Origin of the sequence: Teichococcus aerophilus (genome assembly GCF_014490485.1) — a bacterium.
Classification (GTDB): domain Bacteria; phylum Pseudomonadota; class Alphaproteobacteria; order Acetobacterales; family Acetobacteraceae; genus Pseudoroseomonas; species Pseudoroseomonas aerophila.
The window spans coordinates 1-3,099 of record NZ_JACTVA010000116.1; the positions used below are offsets into that span (position 1 = coordinate 1).

At 71.5% G+C, this 3,099-nt stretch carries 3 protein-coding genes; 1 reads left to right on the forward strand and 2 read right to left on the reverse strand.

What is annotated here, in order from left to right:
* Positions 1-1,102: YVTN family beta-propeller repeat protein (locus IBL26_RS26035; RefSeq protein WP_187787262.1), on the reverse strand; the 1,102-nt coding region annotated here is incomplete at its 3' end.
* 236 nt (positions 1,103-1,338) lie between these two features.
* Entirely contained in the window at positions 1,339-2,130 is a 792-nt protein-coding gene (locus tag IBL26_RS25290; protein ID WP_187787263.1) for an SDR family NAD(P)-dependent oxidoreductase, read from the reverse strand.
* 422 nt (positions 2,131-2,552) lie between these two features.
* On the opposite strand from IBL26_RS25290, the gene IBL26_RS25295 reads away from it, so the two are divergent.
* The coding region (locus IBL26_RS25295; protein WP_187787264.1) for a lysozyme inhibitor LprI family protein at positions 2,553-3,099 on the forward strand (547 nt) is incomplete at its 3' end.

Below are 3,099 nucleotides of genomic sequence, written 5' to 3' on the forward strand. Positions count from 1 at the left end.
CCACCGGCGCCGCCGCAGCCGGCGCCACCACCCCCACCGGGGCCGCGGCCGGGGCCGTCGCCGAGGCCTGGGCCGCCACCGGCGTCACCGCCGCCCCCGGCTCGAACAGGATGCCGTGCGGCGAACGCCCGACCCGCTGGCTCTCCACCGTCCCCGTCTCCGGGTCCACCAGGGCAATGCGCCCCAGCCAGCGCTGCGTCACCCACAACCGGCCCTGGGGGTCGAAGCTGACGCAATCCGGACCGCCTGGCACATCCAGCACCTTCACCACGTCCAGGCTGGCGGGGTCCAGCACGCTGATGCGGCTATCCACCCGGCTGGTCACGTAGAGCAGCCCCGGCTTCCCATCCCGCGCCGGGCCGGGGAACACGGCATGGGCGCCGCGACCCACCTTGATCCGCCGCTCCACCAGCTGCGTCGCCGGGTCTACCACCGCCACGTTGTCGCTGCCCATGATGCCGACCAGCAGCTTGCCCTCATGCCAGATCACGCCCGCCGGCTGCGGCCCGACATCGACGCTCCACAAGGGCTGCCGTGTCTCCATACTGATGGCGGTCAGCGCCCGCGTGCCCTGCAACGTGACGTAGACGATTTTGCTGTCCGGGCTGAACGCCATGTGGCTGGGCATGTCCGGCAGCTTCAGCCGCCCGAGCAGGGAAAGCGCCGCGCCATCCCAGCCATAGATATCCACCTGGTCCCGCCGCAGGCTGGTGATCACCAGGAACGCGCCGTCCGGGCTGAAGCCCAGGTGGTATGGGTTGGACAGCGCCTCCCGCTTCACCACCTCGCCCGTCTTCGGGTTCAGGAACAGCATCTCGTTGGCGCCGGAATCGCCGATCAGCAGCAGGTCGCCCTTCGGCGTCAGCGCCAGGTGGTGCACTTCCCGCAGCACGGGGATGCGCCGCACCTCTTCCCGCGTCGCCGCGTCCAGCACCAGGATATTGGCCTCGCCCGAGTTCAGCACATAGACCAGCCCGGCCGGCTCCGCGGCGACGGCCCCGGCAGCGGGCGCGGCCGTCTGCGCGCGGCCCCGCGCCAGCGGCACGCCAGCCAGCACCGGGCCAAGCAGCAACGGAAGGACGGAACGACGCAGGAGCCGCATGGCAAATCGCTTTCTGGCGGGCAAGGCATCCCGGGAGTGCCGGAGTACTGGCCGAGCCTAGCACTCCACCCCCCATCGAGCCAGAGAAGCGGCCTTAAGTCACGGAAACGGCTCGGCCATCTTGGGCTGGGCCGCAAGGTCCACCGGCGCTCTAGCCTGCTTGCGGCCCTTCCAACCCAAGGCCGAACAAGCCGGCGGACTGGCGCGGCCCGGACGCCGCGCCAGCAACCTGCCGCCTACAGCGCGTGCTTCTTGTCCTGGTACACGGCCAGGGACCCGATGGAATTGCCGCCATCCACCGGCAGCGACGCCCCGGTGATGTAGGCGCTGGCGGAGCTGGCCAGGAACAGCGCCGCCTGCCCCACATCCTGCTGCGTCGTCGCCCGGCCCATCGGGATATTCGCGGTCACCGTCTCCACATGCGCCTGGCTCAGGGAACTGACGGCGCTGCCGGCGGCGAAGCCCGGCTCCAGCGCATTGGCGCGGATGCCGTATTCCGCCAGTTCGATGGCGAAGCCCTTGGTCAGCCGGTCCAGCGCGGTCTTGGAGGTGCTGTAGGGGCAGGCCGTGCGCCGCATCTTGCGCGCCGCGCCGGAGGAGATGTTGATGATGGAGCCTGGGATCTTCTGCTCGATCATCAGCTTGGCCATCGCCCGCGTCAGCAGGAAGGGTGCCCGCAGGTTGATGTCGAAGATCCGGTCCCACTCCTCGGCATCCACGTCCAGCAGGAAGCCGCTGGGGTAGATGCCGGCATTGTTCACCAGCACGTCGGCGGCGCCCCAATGGCGCCGCACGGCGCCGGCCAGCCCCTCGATGGCATCGGCATCGCGCAGGTCGGTCGCCTGCACGAAGCTGCCCTCGGTGAAGTACGGCGCGTCCTTCAGCTTGGCCAGTTCGTCGGCCCGGGCATCGGTCAGGCAGAGGCGCGCCCCGGCGCGGCCGAAGGTCTCGGCCAGCCAGCCGCCGATGATGCCGCAGGCGCCGGTGACGACCACCCGCTTGCCTGCCAGTTCCTGCGCGTAATCCATGCTCGTTCCGCTCCTGCGCTGTCCCCGCCTGCATCCTGCCGGCACCGCGGCCCGGACCGCTCAGGGGCGGGCAGGGGCCGGCCACGTCTCGCGGCGGGGTGCTGCTTATAAGACCGCCCCGCCCGCCGCCACAACGCCACGCCCGGCGTGCTTCCCGCCGGCCTCGTCCCTCGCGGCACATCGGAAACCAAACACGGAGATTTTTTTCAGAGCACCCTCTTTCCCCTTGCTTTGCCGCGTTGCGAAGGCGCCCGCCCGCCCCTTCGGCAATGCCGGACGCAAAGCCGGCGCGGCTGCGCGCGCATGTGAACGGCCAGGCCCAGCTGCAGCCTTGCCGCCCGCCCGGAAGCAGGGAAGTATCCGCCCAACGCCGGGTCGCCCGCCCTTTCCGCGGCCACGACGGCGAACCGAGGAACGCCCGCATGTCGTATCGCCGTCTCGCCATCCTTTCCGGCGTGCTGGCGGCGTTTCCCCTGGTCCATCCAGCTTCGGCGCAGATCAATTGCGGCCGCGCCACCACGCCGGTGGACAAGGCCATCTGCGCCTCTCCCCAGCTGCTGGCGCAGGATACGGCGCTGCTCGATGCCTACCGCCAGGCCATCGCCCGCATGCCCGGCCAGACAGCCGAGATCCGCGAGGCGCAGCTGCGCTGGCTGACGGAACGCCGGCGCGAATGCGGTGGCCATGGCGGCGCGGCGCTGGAGGCCTGCCTCGCCCAGGCCTTCACCGCCCGCATCGCCGCGCTGTCCCTCATCGGCCAACCGCCCCAGGGCCAGACCGCTTCCCCCGCCACGCCCCGCGCGCCCAACCCTGGCACCGCTTCCAGCCCTGGCGCCGCGCCCACCGACGTGCCGAAGAGCGCCACGGCCACCCCCGGCGCCCCCAACGCCGGCACGCCTGCCCCCGCGCGTCCGCAAACCGCCACGCCCGTCGCCCCGCTGCCCACGCCCGCATGGCCCACCGCCATCG